Raw genomic sequence first — 16,721 nt, 5'->3', positions numbered from 1 at the left:
AGCGCGCGGGCGGCCCGGCGCTCGCCCGCGTTGCGGCCGAGGTCCGTGCGGGCCCGGTCCACGGTGGCGCCGAGGGCGTCGACGGTCTCGCCGGTCACCCCGTACGGGGTGATGCTCGCGACCAGCGCCGTGCCGAGGCCGGGGGCGAGCGCGTAGTACGAGCCCGCGCGGCCGCGTCCCGTCGTCCGCTCGCCGGTGTCCACGAGCAGGCCGGACCCGGCCAGGCGCTGTACGCCGTCGGAGATGGTCGGCTTCGAGATGCCGGTCAGGGCGGCGATCTCCGCCCTGGTCAGACGCGGGTGCGCCATCAGCGCGCGCAGCACGTTCTCGTCGGTGAGCGCGCGGAGCATCTCCAGGGACGGCTTGGCGGGAGTCATGCCCCGCATCCTAGTAAGGGCTGTTGCCTAAACCTGCCGGGATGCCTACCGTGGGGATTGGTAAGGACTCCTGACTAAATAGTCGGGCGCGAGTCCGTACCGCCGTACGTCACCCACGCAGAGCCGTACCGAAGGAGCCGGGCGATGACGCTCGCCGCTGAACAGCAGCCCCAGACGGGGGAGTTGCCGCACTGGGAAACCGTGCCCGAGGATCTGCCCGCCGCGATCCGCACGATCAAGGCCGCGCTGCGCGCCCGTATCGAGGCGTCGGGCCGGACCGTCGAGGAGGTCTACGCCGTCGCCGAGCGGCGCGTGGCCGAGCGGGTCGCGGAGATCCACGCGGCGCGCGAGGCGGGCGAGCCGGTCTGGCCCGTGATCGAGTACGCCGACATCGAGAACGGCACCGTGACCCCCGAGCAGCTCGCGGCGGTCCAGCGGCGCGGCTGTCTCGTGGTGCGCGGTCACTTCCCGCGCGAGCGGGCCCTCGCCTGGGACGCCGGGATCGTGGACTACGTCGAGGGCAACCGGTTCTTCGAGAACTACCGGGGCCCCGGCGACGACTTCTTCGGCAGCGTCGGCTCCCGGCCCGAGATCTACCCGGTCTACTGGTCCCCGGCCCAGATGGAGGCCCGGCAGAGCGACCGCATGGCCCGTGTGCAGTCCTTCCTCAACTCCTTCTGGAAGCACACCTCCGACGGGGTCCAGTGGTTCGACCCCGACCGCGACGCGCTCTACCCCGACCGCATCCGCCGCCGTCCCCCGGGCGCCGACTCCGCGGGCCTCGGCGCCCACTGCGACCCCGGCACCCTCGACCTGTGGATGACCGGCGCCTACCAGCGCGCCTTCCACCACCTCTTCGACGGCACGGTCGAGGAGTACGACCCCTGGAACCCGGCCCACCGCACGGCGGGCCCGCAGTACCCCGGCTCCACCATGTGCTCGGCGTTCCGCACCTTCCAGGGCTGGACCGCGCTGTCCGACATGGACCACGACCAGGGCGTCCTGCACACCGTGCCGGTCCCCGAGGCGATGGCCCTGCTCATGCTCCGCCCCCTGCTGCCGGACGTCCCCGAGGACGACATGTGCGGGGTCACCGTGAACCAGGTCTTCCCCGCGAGCGAGAAGTGGCACCCCCTGCTCCTCGAAGCCCTCTCCGGCATCCCGGACGTGCGCGCCGGGGACTCCGTCTGGTGGCACTGCGACATGATCCACAGCGTGGCCCCCGTCCAGGACCAGCGGGGCTGGGGCAACGTCATGTACATCCCCGCCGCGCCGTGGTGCCCGCGCAACGAGGAGTACGCCGACTCGGTCCGCGCCGCCTTCCTCACCGGCTCGAGCCCGTCCGACTTCCCCGAGGAGCACTACGAGCGCACCTGGCCGGACCGGTTCGGCCCCGGTTCTCTGAACGAGACGGGGCGCCGGGGACTGGGCCTGGAAGAGACGCCCTCGGGGCAGTCCCCGAGCGCTCCGTAGGGGAGACCCGGAGCCCGCTCCGGGGGCCGTGATCATGCCCCCGCACGAGGCAGTGCCCCGGCCCGGCGGCCTAGCGTCCTGGCATGACATCGATCAGACCAGTCGCCACCGACATCCTCCGGGCCGCGGCGCTCCTTCCGGTCGGCGTGGTCCGCTCCCGCACCGCCCTGACGGGCCGCGACCCCCACCGCTTACGCGGACTGCTGCACGCCGGGACGGGCATCCTGCTCGGCACCGTCTCGCTCATCCTGGTCGGCGTGGAACTGCAGGTCATCGCGCGCGGTGCGTTCTACGGCTTCGTCGACCAGGGGCCGTACGGCCACTCGTGGGGCGGCCCGACGCTCGCCGGAGCCTGGCTGGTGCACTTCCTGGCCAGCCTGCCCGTCGTGGCCGGTGCCCTGGGCCTGCTGTGGCTCATCGCGCACCTGGACGACCGCCTGGGCGCCCGGTTCGTCCGGGGTGAACGAACCGGGGCCTGGGCACTGCCCGCCGCGCTGCTCCTGTCGGCCGGGGCGGTCGTGTTCGTGATCGCCTGGATACATCAGCTATAGAGCGGGGACCTTCTCGCCCGGCTGCGCCTCCGCCTTGCTCAGCGCCGCGTCCCGCGTGTCCGGCATCAGGACGTACGTCACCAGGGAGACGAGCGCGCAGGCGGAGACGTACCAGAAGAAGAGGCGCTCGTGGCCGGCGTCCTTGAACCACAGGGCGACGTATTCGGCCGTGCCGCCGAAGAGGGCGTTGGCGACGGCGTAGGGGAGGGCGACACCGAGGGCGCGGACGCGGGTGGGGAACAGCTCGGCCTTCACCGCCGCGTTGATCGAGGTGTAGCCGGTGACGATCACCAGGGCGATCAGCGACAGTCCCAGTGCCGACCAGAAGGAGGACGCCGAGCCGAGCGCCGTCATGATGGGGTACGTGCCCACCGTGCAGCCCACCGCGAAGGTGATCAGCAGCGGCCTGCGGCCGATCCGGTCGGAGAGCGCCCCGGCCAGCGGCTGGAGCAGGGCGAACACGGTGAGCGCGGTGAAACTCACCAGCGTGGCCGTCGACTTGCTCATGCCCGCGCTGCCGATGAGGTACTTCGTGAGGTACGTGGTGTACGTGTAGTACGCCACCGTGCCGCCCAGGGTGAGGGCCATGACCAGGCCCGCCTGGCGCCGGTGCTCCCACAGCGCGGCGAGCGAGCCGCGCGCGGTCCGCGTGTCCTCGTCGGCGGCCTCCTCGGTGAACGCCGCCGTCTCCGTCAGCCGCCGCCGCAGCCAGAACACCACCAGCGCGAACACCGCGCCGAGCACGAACGGAAGCCGCCAGCCCCAGCTCTTCAACTGGTCCTCGGTCAGGGTGTGTTGCAGCGTGATCAGGATGGCGAGGCCAAGGAGCTGACCGCAGGTCATCGACACGTACTGGAAGGAGGAGCCGAGCCCGCGCCGGTTCCGGGCGGACGCCTCGGTGAGATAGGTGGCGCTGGCCGCGTACTCGCCGCCGATGCTGAGCCCCTGGAGCAGCCGGGCGAGCAGGAGGACGAGGGCGCCGAAGTAGCCGACCTGGCCGTAGGTGGGGGCCACGGCGATGAGCAGCGCGGCGACCGACATCATCGTGACGGTCAGGGTCAGCGCGCTCTTGCGGCCGTGCCGGTCGGCGGCCCGCCCGAGAATCCACCCGCCGACCGGGCGCATCAGGAAGCCGACGGCGAAGATGCCCGCGGTGTTGAGGAGTTGGGTGGTCGGGTTGTCGCCGGGGAAGAAGGAGTCGGCGAAGTAGATCGCGAAACTGGCGTAGACGAACCAGTCGTACCACTCGACGAGATTGCCGAGCGACCCGCCGACGAGGGCGAGGCGGCGGCTGCCGGGGGAGTCCGTGGACGGTACGGCCGTGGGGGGTGTCATGGCGGCTCCAGGGGACGGCGAAGTCCCGGAGGCACGGCACACCTGCCGCTCCGCCGGGACACGGGTCCGCCCGATCATGAGTCACCGGCCCCACCCGCACAAGGGGCCGTCACCCCCGTGACGGCCTCCTGGGTCGGCCTACTTGAACCAGTACTTCACACCGCGGTGGTGCGAGCAGGTGCCCTGGGAGTGCTTCGAGTACGACACCGAGGCGTCCTTGCACTTCGCCGTCTCGTACTTGTCCTTCGGCTTCTGGTGGTGCGTCCAGCCGCACAGTCCGGTGGTGTGACGCACACAGTGGTGGGCCGTGTTCTTGGACGGCAGCGCCGTCGCGGCGGACGCGGACGGGGCGCTGAAGAAGGCACCGGCGAGAGCGACGGCCACGGCCGTGGCGGCGAGGCGTGCGCGCAAAGGAATCCCCCCCTGGAGATCGATTGTGTGTTTCGCGTGAAGATCGTATCCCAGTTTCTTCACATGGTCTGCGAGTTGGGCGAGAAGCGGGGTGAGCCGAGGAGGGGGGTGGGTGAGGGAAGGGTCGCGCGAAACCGTGGTGCGGCGCGGTGCTCGGATGTATTGTCCAGAACTGGAATTCCGGTCCAGAAGTGCTGGTCGCCGGGGCCGTCAACCACCGTGCCAGCGGAGGACGTTCATGGAGCAATCCAATCCCGAGGAGCGCGACGCGGACGAGCATCTGATCCGGGAGGCCGAGAAGATCGCCGTCGCCCTGGGCCGGATGTTCCCCGGGCTGTGCGAAGTGGTGCTGCACGACCTGCGCGACCCCGACCACGCGATCCGCGCGATAGAGAACAACCTCTCCGGACGCCGAGTGGGCGACGCCGCGACCGAGTTGGGCCTGGCCCGCATCGCCGACCCGTGCTACCCCGGTGTCGTCCAGAACTATCCCAACCGCTTCCCCGACGGCCGCCCCGCCAAGAGCACCTCCATCGGCATCAAGAACCGTGCCGGTGACTACGTCGCCGCGCTCTGTCTCAACCTCGACGTCTCCGTGCTCTCCCCGGTCGCCCTCGCTCTCGGCCGTCTCGTCGCCACCGGCACCGAACACCCCGACGAGCCACCGGAGTCGCTCGGCGACCGCACCGCCCGCGAACTGCGCGCCGCCGTCGAGTCCCACGCCGCCCGGCGCGGCGCCACTCCGCGATCCCTGAGCCGCGACGACAAGAGGGAACTGGTGCGCCGCCTCCACCAGGACGGCTACTTCGCCTCACGGGACGCCGCCCGGACCATCGCGGACCTGCTCGGGGTCTCCCGGGCGACCGTCTATAACTACGCCGGATGACAGGCCCGTTCGAGTCCACCCGTACCGCCGATCACCCCAGGGAAGACACCATGGCCGCCGTACCCTCCCTCACCCTCGACGACGTCCGGGCCGCCGCCGCGCGCCTGAAGGGCATCGCCCACCGCACCCCCGTGCTCACCTCGCGCACCCTCAACGCCCGTGTCGGAGCTGAGGTGTTCGTCAAGTGCGAGAACTTCCAGCGGGTCGGCGCCTTCAAGTTCCGGGGCGCCTACAACGCCGCCGCCCGGCTCACCCCGGACCAACTGGCCAAGGGCATCGCCGCGTTCTCCTCGGGCAACCACGCCCAGGCCGTCGCGCTGGCCGCGCGGGAACTCGGCACCACCGCCGTCATCCTCATGCCCGAGGACGCGCCCCGCTCCAAGCTGGAGGCCACCCTCGGCTACGGCGCCGAGGTCGTCACCTACGACCGCTACACCCAGGAACGCAACGCGCTGGGCACCGATCTCGCCGAGGAGCGGGGCCTCGCCCTGATTCCGCCCTACGACCACCCCGACGTCATCGCCGGACAGGGCACCGCCGCGCTCGAACTCCTGGAGGACACCGGCGAACTCGACGCGCTCGTCGTGCCCGTCGGCGGCGGCGGGCTCATCGCGGGCAGCGCCACCGCCGCGAAGGCCCTCCAGCCGGACATCCGGATCGTCGGCGTCGAGCCCGAGGAGGGCGACGACACCAAGCGCTCCCTCGACACCGGCGAGCGCGTCACGATCCCGGTACCGCGCTCCATCGCCGACGGCCAGGTGGTGCCCTCGCCCGGTGAGATCACCTTCGGGATCAACCGGCGGCTGGTGGACGAGATCGCTCTGGTCAGCGACGAGGAGATCGTGGAGGCGATGCGGTTCGCCTTCGAGCGACTGAAGATCGTCCTCGAACCGAGCGGCGCCACCGGCCTGGCCGCCCTCCTCTCCGGACGCGTCGAGGACCTCCCGCGTCGCGTCGGCGTCATCGCCTCGGGCGGCAACATCGACACCCGCAGGTTCACCGAACTCGCCGGCTGACGACGCCGGTTCCGGACGCGGTCACCAGCTCCGGGCGCGGTCACCGGCCCGCGCCCGGAGACGCCGTACGGGCTACTCGGCGGGCAGCGCGTAGTCCGCGAGCGACACACTGCCCGAGTTGGCCAGTGGCACCCCGTCCAGGAAGGCCGTCGGCAGGTCGAACGCCTCCACCAGGGCGGCCATGTGCGGGGCCAGCTCGCGCAGCACATCGTCCACCAGCTCGGGCAGACCGCACACCTGCTCCGGGGAGAGGTGCCCGTGCGCCAGCAGGTCGCCGCTGCGGGCGCTCGTCTCCTGGAGCAGGAACAGCAGGCACAGCCGTCCAAGGAGGGCCCGAGCTCCCGGCTCCGCCGCCCGGTCGGCCGCGTCCAGGAAGGCGTCGGCCGCCCGCAGCAGGGCGTGCGCCGAGACCATCTCCAGCGCCGCCGAGGAGGCGCCGTTCCAGCGGGCGACGGGATCGCCGGACGGCCCCCGCCGCAGCCGGGTCCGCGCCCGGTCCCGCCAGATCGACTCCGCCCGGGCCAGCAGCTCCCGCAGATGCCGGGGGTCGGTCAACTGGGCCGTACCGGCGGGGGAGTGGAGCGGGCCCAGCGGCGGCTGCTCGGCGAACAGCATCTCGGCGGCCGCCTTCACCCAGATCACCGTGTTGTCGCCCTCGGCGGTGACGGTGCCCTCGATGTACTGCGGGAACTCGGACAGCCCGTTGGCCGCGAACAGCGCCTGGGCACCGCAGCGTTCACGGCACTCGACGGTGACCTCCCGCGCCTTCCAGGTGATCCAGCTCTTGGCGACGGCCACCAACCGCTCGGCCTCCGCCTGCCGTTCGGTGTCCGGGTCCGTGCGGTGCGCGGTCCAGCCGTCAAGTGCCCTGCGGTGCAGGAAGGTCATGGCGTACGAGGTCGCCAGTCCCCTCAACAGCGGCCCGTGGTGCGAGCGGTGGGCGTTCACGGGGATGCGCTCGCCCGCGCGCGGCCCGCTGACCTGCCGGTGGCCGCCGTAGCGCACGGCTATGGCGAGTGCGGCCCGGGTGGCGCCGATCGCCGCGCCGCTCATGCAGAGCTTGCCCATGGTGACCCGGCCGATGGAGCGCAGGAACCGCTTGCGCCGGTTGCCGAGTTCGCTGTGCAGCGTGCCCTCGGCGTCCAGACGGCCGTGCGCGGACTCCAGCAGCGCCGAGCGGGGCAGCGGCACCCGGTCGAAGGACGTCACGCAGTGGTCCACGGGCGCGCCGGTGCGCATGGGCAGCCTGCGCACGTGGACGCCCGGCCGCAGACCGTTCTCGTCGCTCAGCGGGGTCAGGAAGAGGAAGACGCCCTCGTCCCGGCCGTCCACCAGCAGGCGGGCGGCGACCACCGCGCTCTTGGGGCCGCCGGTCAGACTCGTGTTGGGCATGAACTTCTGGGCGCCCGGATGCGGGGTGTGCAGAACGAACCCACCGGTCTCCGGGTCGAGTTCGGCGGTCGTCTCCAGGGCTGAGGCGTCGTTGCCGTGCTCCAGCTCCGTGCACAGGAACGTGCCGACGCGGCGGAGCGAGGTGAAGTCGGAGAGGTCGCGGCCGCCGTCGTGGTCGAGCAGGCTGCCGAGGAACAGGTTGTAGTGGATGCTCGCCACCGTGCACAGGCCGCCGCCACCGTCCACGATGGCCGCCCACTCGTGCAGGGCCGCGAGTTCCGCCGGATCGTCGGCGAGCCGTTCCGGCGCCCCGGCGGTGTCGTTCACCAGCCGCAGCCAGGCGTAGGAGAGTTCGGCGCGCTCGTCGGCGCCGAGACCGGGGCGGTGGCGGAAGGTGTCCCGCGCGATGAGCTCGCGCCAGCGGCCATGGCCGCGCTCGCGCGCTCCGCCGTCGAACAGGAGCCGGGTCAGCTCCGCGACGGCCGCCCGGGACGGCACCGAACCGGACGAAGGCAGGGGGGACTTGTCGCGCTCGTCGTCGTCGTTCCCGGGTGCCGAGGGGAGTTCCGCCTGAGGTGTCAGAAGAGTCATGAGCCCGCTCCCGTGGTCGCAGATCCGGCAGGAAGGGATGCGCAGTGTCAGAAGATACGGACCTTCCGGTTTGCTTATCAAGCACGACTCTGTCAATCGGTCACCGTGCGGTTGCGTAATGTGGCGTTTCTGTTTCGTCAACTGACCGAAACTGAACGGCTTTTGCAGGGATGCGGCACCCTTCCCGCAACGCCTCCGATCGGTCCGAAGGCGTTGTGATACCGGGCGGCACGTCTTATCGTGGCCGGCGGTGAGGGGCCCGGCCCCTCGTACGTGAGGACGAGCGCACGCTTGAAAGGGCGAGTTGCCGGGTGGCAGGATGCGTACCCGCCGGTCTCTTTCCGTCACCGACCGGGCCGTGAAGCCAGTGCGGAGGGTGTGCCGTGGCGCTGCAGGAACGTGCGATCAGGACAAGGCGCAACATCCTGGTGGCAGCCGCCGACGTGTTCGCCGACGTGGGGTACGAGGCCGCGACGATCTCCGAGATCCTGCAGCGGGCCAACGTCACCAAGGGCGCCCTCTACTTCCACTTCGCCTCCAAGGAACAGCTCGCCCAGGCCGTGCTGACCGACCAGCTGACCTCGGTACCGGACACCCCGCCGCGCGAACTGGTCCTTCAGGAGGGCCTGGACGCGGGCTTCCTCCTCGCCCACCTGCTCGGCGAGGGCAACCCGCTGGTGCGCGGCAGCGTCCGGCTCACCGTCGACCAGGGCTCGCCCCAGGACGGACTGGACCGGCGGGTTCCCATGGCCTCCTGGATCGACCACAACGCCAAACTCCTGGCACGGGCGAAGGCGAGCGGCGAACTCCTGCCGCACGTCGACGTCGAGGCCGCCGCCAAGGCGTTCGTCGCCGCCTTCACCGGCGCCCAGGTGCTCTCCAAGATCATGAACGACCACACGGACCTCATGGAGCGCGTGGTCGACCTCTACCGGCATCTGATGACCAGCATCGCCGTCCCCGCCGTCCTCGTCCGCCTCGACATGGGCCTGGACCGGGGCGCCCGGGTCCACGCCGAGGCGCTGGCCCTGCGCCGGGAGGCCGAGGAGCCCGGCGTCACCGGCTGAGCGCCGGGAGCGGCGGGGCGCGCGGGGACCGGACCGCCGCCCGGCCGGTGCCCGGACCGTCCCCACCGGTAGCCGCCCCTCGGCCGGTGGCCGGGCGGTCGACCCAGCGGCTCGTCCGACGAGTAGCCGGTCGCCCCGACCAGTGGCCGCATCGCCGCCCGGCCGTGCCCGGACCCCGCCCGGACGGCCAATGCCCCTCCGCACCCGCTACCCACGGACCCGCCCGGACGCCGGGAACCTCCCGCCGGACGGCACCGCAGCACGACCACGTGAGCGCAGGACCGAACCAGGGAGGACACCGATGGAGACGACCGCCTGCCCCTACGTCTTGGACATCACCGGCCGCGACCACCAGGGCGAGGCCGCCCACCTGCGCGGACAAGGCCCCGCCGTCCCCGTCGAACTGCCCGGCGGCGTGATCGCCTGGGCGGTCGTGCAACAGACTTACGTGGAACGGCTGCTGGCCGACCCCCGCGTCTCGCGCAGCGCCCGGCTGCACTGGCCCGCGTTCATCGAAGGCAAGATCACCGAGGACTGGCCGCTGTACCCCTGGGTGGCCAACGAGAACATGCTCTTCGCCTACGGGGAGCACCACTCCCGGCTGCGCAGGCTCGTCGCGGGCGCCTTCACGCTGCGCCGCTCCGAGGCGCTGCGCCCGCGCGTCGAGGAACTCTCCGCCGAACTCCTCGACTCCCTCGCCGCCGTGGCCCCCGGCACCCCGGTCGATCTGCGCACCGACTACGCCGAGGTGCTGCCGCTGCGCGTCATCTGCGAGCTGTTCGGGGTGCCGCGCGGCGCCGACACCGACGCGCTCTCGGACGCGCTCAGCACCGTGTTCAGCTCCACGACCCCGGCCGCCGAGATGGAGGCCGCCCGGCTCCAGGCGTTCGGTTTGCTCGCCAAGCTGGTGGCGGTCAAGCGGGAGCAGCCCGGGGACGACCTCACCAGCTCGTTGATCGCCGCCCGCGACAACGGCGACCGGCTCACCGAGGAGGAACTACTCGGCTCCCTCTTCATGTTCATCGCCGCGGGCCAGGACACCACCGCCACCCTCATCACCAACGCGGCCGGTGCCCTGCTCACCCACCCCGAGCAGCTGGAGCATGTCCGCGAGGGGCGGGCGACCTGGGCCGACGTGGTCTCCGAGGCGATGCGGGTGCACACGCCCGGCGCCTACTCGCCGCTGCGGTTCGCCGTCGAGGACATCGACCTGGACGGCGTGACCATCCGCAAGGGCGACTGCATCCTCGTCGACTTCGCGGCGGGCGGCCACGAGACCGACCGGCACGGGCCGGACGCGAGCCGCTTCGACGTGCTGCGCACCAAGCGCGACATCCTCGGCTTCGGACATGGTCCGCACCGCTGCCTGGGCGCCCCGCTCGGCGAGATCGAGGCCGCCTCCGCGCTCGCGAAGCTCTTCGGGCTCTTCCCGGACGTACGACTGGCCTGCGCGCCCGAGGAGTTGCAGCCGCTGCCCACCTTCATGCTCAACGGATTCCGCTCACTGCCGGTGCTGCTGCGTCCGACGGACGCCTGACCGGCGTACGGCGCGGGCCCGTTCCCGGAACGGGCCCCGAAGGGGGAGCGCCATGGTCAAGCAGGAACGGGCCGTCCGGACCCGGCAGGCCCTCGTCCACGCGGCGGCGGAACTCTTCGCCGCCCACGGGTACGCCCGTGCCTCCTTACCCGCGATCAGCGCGCGGGCCGGGGTGAGCACGGGCGCGCTGCACTTCCACTTCCCGGACAAGGACGCCCTGGCCGGTGAGGTCGAGCGGGTGGCGGCCCGTACGGTACGGGAACTGGCCGGGCGCTGCGGGCGCTCCGAGGGCAGCGCGCTCGGGGCGCTCGTCACCGCCACCCGTCAGCTCGCGGTCACCCTCGCCGCCGACCCCGTGACCTCGGCGGGCTTCCGGCTCGGCGGCGATCCCGCGCGGCGGCACCGGGCCGGGCCGCTCGACTGGTGGCAGGCGTGGGTACGCGAGACGGTCGGCCGGGCGGAGGCGGCGGGTGAACTGGCCGACGGCGTCTGCTCCGAGGGCGCCGTGGTGGCGGTCGTCGCCGCCACGGCCGGGTTCGAGACGCTGGGCAGCCGGGACCGCGACTGGCTGTCGCGCGAGCGGATGGACCGCTTCTGGACCCTGCTCCTGCCCTGCCTGGCCTCTCGTCCGCCAACGAGAGAACCCCGCCCCTGACTTCCCAGGGACGGGGCTTTCGATGGAGCGCCGGGCAGGCCTTGCACCTGCATTTTCCCGCAGGAAGCGGGACGTCTTTCCTTGGACCACCAACGCACGGCGCGTCACCCGTATTTGGGTGCCTCGCTCATGAACAAGCTTAGCCTACGATCACGGTGAGGTGAGCCGTGGCCGACGACTGGACGTGGGACGAGATCCTGTTCGCGGAGACCGTCGGCGTGGACCCCGTACCCCGGGATGATCGCGGAGGCGCGCCGGCTGTCCGGCGAGGCCGTCGCGGCCGTCGCGGCCGACAGGACGGTCTGGCTGCGGGCGCGGGCCGAGGAACTGCCCGCCGGGCTCGGCACCTTCGACGTGGCGGTGTTCGGGCAGTCGTTCCACTGGATGGACCGGCCGCTGGTCGCGTCGGTGGTCCGGGAACTGCTCCGGCCCGGTGGTGCGCTGGTGCACGTCGCGGAGCTGAAGGGCGGGGCGGTCGGCGGAAAGACGCGGTGGCCGCGTGTTCCGTACGAGGACATCGGCCGACTGGTGAGGGAGTACCTCGGGCCCGTACGGCGCGCGGGGCGTGGGGTGTTGCCGAGTGGCACGCCCGGCGGAGAGGCCGGGGTCTTCCAGCGGGCCGGGTTTCTGGGGCGCGAGCGTCATGTCGTGCCAGGGGCCGGGGAGTTGGAGCGCGGCGAGGACGATGTCGTCGCCCGGGTGTTCTCGCTGTCCTCGTCGGCGCCGGGGCTGTTCGGGCACCGACTGGCCGGTTTCGAGGCGGAGTTGCGGGGGCTTCTGCGGGCCCGCTCGCCGGAGGGGTGTTTCGCGGAACGGGCGTCCGACACCGAGGTGTTCGTGTGGCGCACCCCGTGAACCCGGCGTCGCCGTGCCCCCGGAGCGGGGGCACGGCGCGGTGGGTCGGCGGGTGCCGTCAGACCGTGCCGCTCGCGGCGACGGTGATCTTGCCCCGGGTGGCGCCGCTGTCGCTGCCCAGGCCCTCGATCTTGTCCACGATGTCCTGGCCCTCGACGACCTCGCCGAAGACGACGTGCTTGCCGTCGAGCCACGGGGTGACGACCGTGGTGACGAAGAACTGCGAGCCGTTGGTGTTCGGGCCCGCGTTCGCCATGCTCAGCAGGTACGGGCGGTCGTGCTTGCGGGAGAAGTTCTCGTCCGCGAACTTCTCGCCGTAGATGCTCTTGCCGCCGGTGCCGTTGCCGTTGGTGAAGTCGCCGCCCTGCAGCATGAACTGCGGGATGACGCGGTGGAACGGGGAACCGGCGTAGCCGAAGCCGTGCTCGCCGGTGGCCAGCTCGCGGAAGTTCTTGGCGGTCTTGGGGACCACGTCGTCGTAGAGGCGGAAGACGATCCGGCCGGCCGGCTGGTCGTCGATGTTGACGTCGAAGTAAACGTTGTCGCTCATGGAGATCAACCTACCGTCGTGGGGCGCGCGGCGTTCACCGACGCCCGGTTCCGAGTGCTGTCAGGAGTGTGATCCTTTACGCACAACCGCCTGGATATTTTCGAATGCAATCGACTGGGAAGGTGTCGGTGGGGCTCAATGGCCTCATGGGAGAGCCGTGTTGGCTGTCCTCGGTGCCCGGTATCTGCGCACCTGTGAATCATGTCACCCCTTGCCCCCCGCTCGCGATCCGCCGAACAACTGACCTACCAAGTGACCGGCAGCGTCCTCGGCCCCCGGATCAGTCCGTCGCGCTGGAACTCGACCTCCCCGGACGGCACCGCCAGCCGCAGCGCCGGGAAGCGTTCCGTGACGGAGCCGATCAGCACCTCCGCCTCCATCCGGGCCATCAGCGCGGCCAGACAGAAGTGCGGCCCGTGGCCGAAGGCGACGTGTCCGGGGCCGGTGCGGTCGAAGTCGAGCGCGTCCGGGTCGGGGAAGACCTCGGGGTCGCGGTTGGCGGCGACGTAGGCGTTGTAGACGGCCTCGCCCCTGCGGATCAGATGGCCGCCGATCTCCACGTCCTCGGTGGCGAGGCGGGGGATGCCCACGCCGTTGCGGTGCGGGACGAAGCGGAAGAGTTCCTCCACCGCCCTCGGCAGCAGCTCCGGCTCGCGCCGCAGCCGCGCGAACTGCTCCGGATGGGTGAGCAGCGCGTACATCATCGACCCGCTGTTGTTGCGCACCGCGTGACCGCCGCTGACGTAGACGGCCATGGCCAGCGAGACCGCCTCGTCGTCGGTGATCTCACCGGTCGCCGCGGCGGCCGCCAGCACCCCTGCGAGGTCGTCGCGCGGCTCCTCGCGGCGGCGGCGCAGCAGGTCCACCACCCGGCCGCGCGTCGTCGCGCGGGCCTGCTTGTTGCGGTCCTCGCCGTCGGCCGCTTTGGACAGCAGCGCCTCGGAATGGCCCGCCCAGGCACGCCAGTCGTCCTCGTCGGCGCCCAGGAACGCGCAGACCACGGCGATCGGGAACGGCGTGTACAGATGCTCCATGAGGTCGCCGGGCGGGCCCGCCTGCTCCATGCCGTCCAGCGCCCGGTGGGCGATGCGCTCCGCCACGGGCCGCAGCCGCGCCATGCTCCGCGCGGTGAACGCACGCGCCACGACCCGCCGCAGCACCGTGTGCCGGGGCGGGTCGATGTACTGCAGCCCCGCCGTCTGCGAGGCGACCGCCTGCGGGGCCATGCTGGTCACCGAGCGTCCGACCAGCTCGGCGCGGGAGAAGCGGGGGTCCGAGGTGACCGCGCGGACGTCCTCGTACCGGGTCACCAGCCAGGCGTGCCCGTCGCCGTACGGCAGGCTGATACGGGTGATGGGCTCGTCCCGCAGCAGCTCGTCGAAGAACGGGTCGGGGTCGAGCGCGGGCAGATCCTCGACGGTCCACGGCCGTACCGGCGGCGGGGGCGGGGGAGAGGCGGGCGCGGTGTCCGGCGCGGACGTGGAGTCGAAGGGCATGGCGCATCACTCCCAGGTTGCCGGGCTGCCCGGCGGTGCGAACTCTGCCCCGAAGCCTGCCTCAGCCCCGCGGAGCCCGCACGCCGGACGCGTCCGGCACGGGAGTCACCAATGGCGCGGGAGTCACCAATAGTGACGACGGCCGGCGACCGCGTGACCGGTGGACCCCAGGATCCACAGCACGGCACCCACCACCAAGAGGATGATGCCGATGGTCCACAGGATCGAGATCCCGGTGAGAAAACCGATGATGAGCAAGATGACGCCGACGGCGATCATGGTCTGCCTCCAGGTGAACGGAGTTCCTGCCTCTCCTGGTGCCCCCGAACCGCGCACATTCTCCTGCCCGCGCGGGAATTCTCCGGACGGACGGACGACTGCGCGTCAGGACCGCCGCCGCGCCCCGTCCTCGGGTCCGGTGGGCAACGCGAGATGGGCGAGGTCGCCCGGGGGTGGCGTACGCACCGGCCACAGCGGAGCGGCCCCGCCGTCGGCCACGGCGGCGGGCGCGTCGGTGAGGTTCATGCGCTCGCGCAGCCGCCCGTAGAAGTCCATCGGCCCGAGCCGCACCACGCGCAGCCTGCGGGACGCGGCGTACACCCCGATCCAGTCGCCGGGGTTGAGCACCCCGCGCACCTGGCCGTCGATGCTGACGGCGGCCGGACCCGAGCGCTCCAGGACACGCAGCGCGATCGGCTCGTCCGGGGCGGCCAGCACCGAGCGGTTGAACGCCATGTGCGGCGCGACCGGCGTGAACAGCAGCCCCTCCGCGCGCGGTGAGACGACCGGCCCCCCGGCCGCGAAGCTGTACGCCGTCGAACCCGTGGGCGTGGCCACCATCAGCGCGTCGGCCGAGTACGAGGCGAGCAGCTGCCCGGCGATGTACACGCCCACCGACACCTGCCGGTCCCGCGTCAGCCGCTCCACGACCACGTCGTTCAGCGCGGTGACGTTCAGCGCGACACCCCAGTCGTCGCTCTGCTCGCACTCCCCGCGCACCCTCGGCGGCGGCAGCAGCGGACCGCGCCCGTGGCCGACCAGCGGCTCCATGTGCCGCGGCACTTCGAGGCGGCAGGAGGTGCGCAGGGTGAGCAGCATCCGGCTCTCCACGTCGAACCGGTTCTCCCGGACGGCGTCCAGGGCGGCGCGCACCGCCGGTGCGGGCACCTCCGTCAGGAAGCCGACGCGCCCGAGGTCGACCCCGAGGATCAGGGCGTCGTCCTCCGTCGCCAGGCGGGCACCGCGCAGGAAGGTGCCGTCGCCGCCCAGGGTGACGATCAGATCCGGGTCGTGCGCGGCGGTGACCTCCTCACGGGCGCTGTGCCGCGTGCCCTCGCCCCACACGTCGATGTCCGCGCAGCCCACCGCGTGCTCGGCGCACCACTCGCGCACGGTCTCCGCCGCCGCCACGGCCGCGGGCCGTCCCTCGTGGACGACCAGGCCGATCCGGTTCACCGTCATGTCCGTCGCCTCCCGGCCGCTCGCCCCGAGGGCCATCCTCGTCGGGAACCGGTACGGACGCGCGGCGCGCCACGCCGCGCGGGGCGGTCCCAGAGGCTGCGGGGTGGTCCCGGAGGCTTTCGCGACAGCCCCCTCGGCGGGCTCAGCCCGCGACCGCCGCGCGGGCCGCGCGCTCCACCAGGGCGATGCCGTCCTTCATGGACGTGCTGCCGTCCGAGAGGACCGCGACGAGGTAGTGGTGTCCGCCCCTCTCGATCCGGCCGACGCTGTTGACGTCCCACAGTCCGGTGGTGTTCCGCTGGAGCCAGCCGTTCTTCAGCGCCCAGTCCGAACCGGCCGCCGCCGACACGCCCCAGGACTGCTCGTCGGCCACGTTGCCCATCAGCGAGCGGATGTAGGCGCGGGACGTCTTGTCGAGCGCGGCGGGTTCGTCGTCGAACACCGCGCGCAGCAGCCGGATCTGGTCCGCCGGCGTGGTGCGGGTCAGTCCCCAGCGGGTTCCTGAACCGCCCTCGGTCTCGGTCAGCCCGAGCCGTTCGTTGGCCGCCTTCAGGCCCGGGGCGAGCCCGATGCTCCGCCACAGGGCGTTCGCGGCCGCGTTGTCGCTGTGCTCGATCATCGCCTTCGCCCGGTCGCGCTCCGCCGCGCTCAGCCCGTGCCCGGCGTCCCGGGCCCGCAGGAGGGCGGCCGCGAGGATGTCCACCTAGACGATGCTGGCCGTGTCGAACGGCCCGCCGTCGCCGTGGATCGCGGGCTTGTGCTGCGGGTCGTCCAGGTCGAGTACGGCGGCGGCGACGCGGGCCTCGCCCTGGGCGTGCACCGACTTGGCGAAGTCCGAGCCGTGGCGGGGCGCGGCGGCGGCCGGGAACGTGCCGGCCGTCACCAGTGCCGTCGTCAGCGCCGTCGTCAGCGTGGCGAGCGCGCCCGTGACCGTGGCGCGCCGCGTCCTTCGGGAGCGGTGCGGGTGCGTGCGGGGGTGAAGCATGGGGAACGGCCTTCGCGGTGGGGGGCACGGTGCTGCGAACCTAGGGCCTCTCGTTTGGATCAGGCCGGGCTCGCGGGGTCTGG

At 72.1% G+C, this 16,721-nt stretch carries 15 protein-coding genes and 2 pseudogenes; 8 read left to right on the top strand and 9 right to left on the bottom strand.

What is annotated here, in order from left to right; translation table 11 throughout:
* Nucleotides 1-377: winged helix-turn-helix domain-containing protein (locus tag GTW40_RS02950; protein ID WP_161178571.1), on the bottom strand; the 377-nt coding region annotated here is incomplete at its 3' end.
* 144 nt (nucleotides 378-521) lie between these two features.
* Here GTW40_RS02950 and GTW40_RS02945 point away from each other — a divergent pair.
* Both GTW40_RS02945 and GTW40_RS02940 read left to right on the top strand, forming a co-directional pair.
* Nucleotides 522-1,850 (top strand): DUF1479 domain-containing protein, encoded by a 1,329-nt coding sequence (locus tag GTW40_RS02945; protein WP_161178570.1) that lies wholly within the window; start codon nucleotides 522-524, stop codon nucleotides 1,848-1,850.
* An 83-nt stretch (nucleotides 1,851-1,933) separates the two neighbouring features.
* Nucleotides 1,934-2,401, top strand: a complete 468-nt coding sequence (locus GTW40_RS02940) for a hypothetical protein (protein WP_161178569.1) — start codon at nucleotides 1,934-1,936, stop codon at nucleotides 2,399-2,401.
* On the opposite strand, the gene GTW40_RS02935 is transcribed toward GTW40_RS02940, so the two are convergent.
* Both GTW40_RS02935 and GTW40_RS02930 read right to left on the bottom strand, forming a co-directional pair.
* Complete coding sequence (locus tag GTW40_RS02935; RefSeq protein ID WP_161178568.1) at nucleotides 2,396-3,736, bottom strand: MFS transporter; 1,341 nt, start codon at nucleotides 3,734-3,736, stop codon at nucleotides 2,396-2,398. The genes GTW40_RS02940 and GTW40_RS02935 overlap by 6 nt on opposite strands.
* A 138-nt stretch (nucleotides 3,737-3,874) precedes the next feature.
* Nucleotides 3,875-4,147, bottom strand: coding sequence for a DUF3761 domain-containing protein (locus GTW40_RS02930; protein ID WP_202485302.1), 273 nt, complete (start codon nucleotides 4,145-4,147; stop codon nucleotides 3,875-3,877).
* A 238-nt stretch (nucleotides 4,148-4,385) separates the two neighbouring features.
* Here GTW40_RS02930 and GTW40_RS02925 point away from each other — a divergent pair, with 238 nt between their 5' ends.
* Together GTW40_RS02925 and GTW40_RS02920 are read left to right on the top strand one after the other, a co-directional pair.
* The gene (locus GTW40_RS02925) at nucleotides 4,386-5,033 is read left to right on the top strand and encodes a PAS domain-containing protein (RefSeq protein ID WP_161178567.1); all 648 of its coding nucleotides are present in this window, start codon (nucleotides 4,386-4,388) and stop codon (nucleotides 5,031-5,033) included.
* A 50-nt stretch (nucleotides 5,034-5,083) separates the two neighbouring features.
* Entirely contained in the window at nucleotides 5,084-6,049 is a 966-nt protein-coding gene (locus GTW40_RS02920) for a threo-3-hydroxy-L-aspartate ammonia-lyase (protein ID WP_161178566.1), read from the top strand.
* Nucleotides 6,050-6,121: 72 nt separating this feature from the next.
* Here GTW40_RS02920 and GTW40_RS02915 read toward each other — a convergent pair whose 3' ends face one another.
* Nucleotides 6,122-8,032, bottom strand: coding sequence for an acyl-CoA dehydrogenase (locus GTW40_RS02915; RefSeq protein WP_237525304.1), 1,911 nt, complete (start codon nucleotides 8,030-8,032; stop codon nucleotides 6,122-6,124).
* A gap of 383 nt (nucleotides 8,033-8,415) precedes the next feature.
* On the opposite strand from GTW40_RS02915, the gene GTW40_RS02910 reads away from it, so the two are divergent.
* From GTW40_RS02910 to GTW40_RS02895, 4 genes and pseudogenes are all read left to right on the top strand, one after another.
* Nucleotides 8,416-9,099 carry a ScbR family autoregulator-binding transcription factor gene (locus GTW40_RS02910; protein WP_161178565.1) on the top strand — a complete coding sequence of 228 codons (684 nt, stop codon included), beginning with the start codon at nucleotides 8,416-8,418 and terminating at the stop codon, nucleotides 9,097-9,099.
* Between the two features lie 301 nt (nucleotides 9,100-9,400).
* On the top strand, nucleotides 9,401-10,636 hold the full coding sequence (locus GTW40_RS02905; protein ID WP_161178564.1) for a cytochrome P450: 1,236 nt from the start codon (nucleotides 9,401-9,403) through the stop codon (nucleotides 10,634-10,636).
* Between the two features lie 52 nt (nucleotides 10,637-10,688).
* Nucleotides 10,689-11,291, top strand: coding sequence for a ScbR family autoregulator-binding transcription factor (locus tag GTW40_RS02900; RefSeq protein ID WP_161178563.1), 603 nt, complete (start codon nucleotides 10,689-10,691; stop codon nucleotides 11,289-11,291).
* 197 nt (nucleotides 11,292-11,488) lie between these two features.
* Nucleotides 11,489-12,146, top strand: a pseudogene (locus GTW40_RS02895) (class I SAM-dependent methyltransferase); the annotation flags it as partial.
* Between the two features lie 58 nt (nucleotides 12,147-12,204).
* Here the strand turns inward: GTW40_RS02895 and GTW40_RS02890 are convergent.
* The 5 genes and pseudogenes from GTW40_RS02890 to GTW40_RS02870 all read right to left on the bottom strand — a co-directional run bounded on the left by GTW40_RS02890 (nucleotide 12,205) and on the right by GTW40_RS02870 (nucleotide 16,638).
* Nucleotides 12,205-12,696, bottom strand: a complete 492-nt coding sequence (locus tag GTW40_RS02890; protein WP_161178561.1) for a peptidylprolyl isomerase — start codon at nucleotides 12,694-12,696, stop codon at nucleotides 12,205-12,207.
* Between the two features lie 245 nt (nucleotides 12,697-12,941).
* On the bottom strand, nucleotides 12,942-14,192 hold the full coding sequence (locus GTW40_RS02885) for a cytochrome P450 (protein ID WP_161178560.1): 1,251 nt from the start codon (nucleotides 14,190-14,192) through the stop codon (nucleotides 12,942-12,944).
* Nucleotides 14,193-14,315: 123 nt separating this feature from the next.
* A complete protein-coding gene (locus GTW40_RS02880) occupies nucleotides 14,316-14,471 on the bottom strand; it encodes a DUF6131 family protein (protein WP_161178559.1) in 156 nt (51 codons plus the stop codon).
* 105 nt (nucleotides 14,472-14,576) lie between these two features.
* Nucleotides 14,577-15,653 (bottom strand): NAD(+)/NADH kinase, encoded by a 1,077-nt coding sequence (locus GTW40_RS02875; protein ID WP_161178558.1) that lies wholly within the window; start codon nucleotides 15,651-15,653, stop codon nucleotides 14,577-14,579.
* Nucleotides 15,654-15,795: 142 nt separating this feature from the next.
* Nucleotides 15,796-16,638 (bottom strand): annotated as a pseudogene (locus GTW40_RS02870) (serine hydrolase).
* Nucleotides 16,639-16,721: the final 83 nt, after the last annotated feature.

The organism is Streptomyces sp. SID4985 (assembly GCF_009863025.1).
GTDB lineage: Bacteria > Actinomycetota > Actinomycetes > Streptomycetales > Streptomycetaceae > Streptomyces.
The sequence above is the reverse complement of the archived record's forward strand: the minus strand, read 5'-3'. Positions and strand labels throughout refer to the sequence as shown.